The following is a 3,185-nucleotide window of genomic DNA, read 5'->3' on the forward strand; positions in this document are numbered from 1 at the left end:
GACGACTTCCGGGCCGTCGTGGACGGTGTTTCCTTCGGAGCGCCGCGCGTTCCGGTCGTCTCGGCCCTGACGGGCCGGACGGTGTCGGCGGAGGAGTTCTGCTCGGTCGACTACTGGGTGCGCCACGTCCGCGAGGCCGTCCGCTTCGCGGACGCCGTCGCCTCCCTCGCCGACCTGGGCGTCCGTACCTTCCTGGAGGTCGGTCCCGGTGGTGTCCTGACGGCCATGGCCCAGGACTCCGTGGACGAGCACGCGGTCACCGTCCCCCTCCTGCGCGCCGACCGTGCCGAGGCAACGGCCGTCACCACCGCCGTCGCCCACCTCCACGTCCACGGCGTACCCGTCGACTGGACGGCCGTCTTCGCCCGACGCGGCGCCCGGCACGTCGACCTGCCCACCTACGCCTTCCAGCGCGAGCACTACTGGCTCCACGTCCCCGCCACCGCCGACGTCACCGCGATCGGTGTCGCCGATACCGAACACCCCATGCTGGGTGCCACCGTCGTACTCCCTGACGGCGCCATCGTGCTGACGGGCCGGCTGTCGCTCGCCACGCATCCCTGGATCGCGGACCACGCGGTCTCCGGCGTCGTGCTCGTCCCCGGTACGGCCTTCGTCGAGCTGGCCCTGCGGGCCGGGCAGGAAGCCGGCTGCGAGCAGGTCGAGGAACTGACCCTGGAGGCCCCGCTCGTCCTGCCCGAGCACGGCGGGGTCCAGCTCCGCCTCACGGTCGGGACACGGGACGCCTCCGGACGCTGCGCACTGGAGCTGTACTCCCGGCCGGAGGACGCCCCCGGGGCACAGGACTGGACGCGTCACGCGGCCGGTACCCTCTCCGCCGAGCCGCCGGCGCCCGCCTCGTCCGAACTCGCCGCGTGGCCGCCGCAAGGCGCCGAACCGGTCGCCACCGACGACCTGTACGACCTGCTCGACGGCCTCGGCTTCGGCTACGGCCCGGTCTTCCGAGGCCTGAAGGAGGCCTGGCGCCACGGCGACACCCTGTACGCAGCCGCCGCCCTCCCGGAGGAGTCGGTGCCGGACGCGGGCACGTACGGGCTGCACCCGGCCCTCCTCGACGCGGGGCTCCACGCCTCGTGGCTCGGCCTGCTGTCCGGGTCCGAGACCGGCCGCGGTCTGCTGCCGTTCTCCTGGAGCGCGGTGCACCTGCGGGCCGCCGGCGCGTCCGCGGTACGGATCAAGCTGACCGCCGCCGGGACGGACGCGGTGTCGGTCCTCGTCGCCGACGGTTCGGGCCGCCCGCTCGCGACGATCGGGGCACTCGTCCTGCGCCCGGTCTCCGCCGACCGGCTGCGGCTGGCCGCCGAGCCCCGCGAAGACTCCCTCTACCGGCTCGACTGGACCCCGGCCCACATGCCGGCGGACGCACCCGTCCCCGAGTACGACGTGGCGACGATGGGCCGTCCGTTCACCGGAGGCGGTGCCCCGGCGGACGACACGGCCGCCCGCGTACGGACCACGAGCCACCGGGCGCTCGCCCTGATCCAGGGACGGCTCGCCGACGACGCCGCCGACCCGGCACCGCTCGTGCTGGTCACCCGGCACGCCGTCGCGACACACGCGGGGGAGCGCGCAGCGCTCGACCCGGCCCAGGCCGCCGTCTGGGGCATGGTCCGCTCGGCGCAGTCGGAGAACCCGGGACGCTTCGTCCTCCTCGACCTGGACCCGGATCTGGATCCGGACGGCGACCTCGGCCGCGCTGCCGTACGGGCTGCCGTGAGCACGGGCGAGCCGCAGCTCGCGGTGCGCGCCGGAACGATTCTGCTGCCCCGCCTGACGCGGACGAAGGGCTCCGCGGAGGAGGGAGACCCGGCGGCCGACCCGGGCCGGACGTTCCCGGACGGAGGCACCGTCCTCGTCACCGGGGCGACCGGCACGCTGGGCCGTCTCGTCGCCCGGCACCTCGTCACCCGACACGGTGTCCGGCACCTGGTGCTCACCGGACGCCGGGGCCCCGCCGCCGAAGGAGCGGCGGCCTTCGAGGCCGAACTGACCGGACTCGGCGCCCACGTCGTCACCGCCGCGTGCGACGTCGCCGACCGCGAGGCGCTCGCCGCACTGCTCGCGACCATCCCCGCGGAGCACCCGCTGACGGGAGTCGTGCACGCGGCGGGCGTCACGGACGACGGGATCGTCCCCGCGCTCACCCCGGAGCGCGTCGACCACGTGCTCCGCCCGAAGGTGGACGCCGCCCTGAACCTGCACGAACTCACCCGGGACACGGACCTGTCCGCGTTCGTCCTCTTCTCCTCGGTGTCCGCGACCCTCGGCGGCGCCGGACAGGCCAACTACGCCGCCGCGAACTCCTTCCTGGACGCCCTGGCCCAGCTGCGCCGCGCGGCCGGCCTGCCCGCCGTGTCCATGGCCTGGGGGCTGTGGGCCGAGGGCAGCGGGATGACCGGCAAGCTGGACTCGGCCGACCTCGCGCGCATCCGCCGCATGGGCCTGGTCGCCATGGACTCGGCCACCGGCCTGGCCCTGTTCGACGCCGCCTGCGCGGCCGGGGAAGACGTCCTCTTCCCGGTCCCGCTGGACCACGCGGGGCTGCGGGTCCAGGCCGCCGGCGACAAGGTGCCCGCCCTGCTGCGCGGTCTCGTCAAGTCCCCGGTCCGCAAGGTCCAGGCCGCGGGCGACACCACGGCCACGGGGGCGGCCGACCGGGCCACCGCACTGGCCGGGAGCCTGTACGGGCTTCCCGAGGCGGAGCAGGACCGCGTCCTCGGTGACCTGGTACGCCTCCAGATCGCCACGGTGCTCGGCCACGCCTCACCGGAGCGGATCGAACCCGAGCGCCAGTTCAGGGACCTCGGCTTCGACTCCCTCACCGCGGTCGAACTGCGCAACCTCCTGGGCGCCGTCACCGGCACCCGACTGCCCGCGACCCTGGTCTTCGACCACCCCACACCGCTGGCGCTCACCCGCTTCCTGCGCGGCGAGATCCTCGGCGGCGAGGCCGGTGCGGCCGGCGGCCGTACGGCCGCCGCTGCGGGCCCGCTGGGCGGCGGCCGCTCCGTCGAGGCCGATGAGCCGATCGCGATCGTGGGGATGAGTTGCCGTTATCCGGGTGGGGTGCGGTCTCCGGAGGATCTGTGGCGGCTGGTCGCGGAGGGGGGTGACGCGGTGGGTGGTTTCCCGGTCGATCGTGGGTGGGCGCTGGAGGCGTTGTA

1 protein-coding gene is annotated in these 3,185 nt (G+C 75.0%); it reads left to right on the plus strand.

Features of this window, described 5'->3' with window-relative positions:
* Positions 1-3,185, plus strand: a 3,185-nt coding sequence (locus AB4039_RS41810) for an SDR family NAD(P)-dependent oxidoreductase (protein WP_442273261.1), incomplete at both ends; no start/stop codon positions are given.

It is taken from the genome of Streptomyces sp. M-16 (assembly GCF_052114405.1).
Classification (GTDB): Bacteria; Actinomycetota; Actinomycetes; order Streptomycetales; family Streptomycetaceae; genus Streptomyces.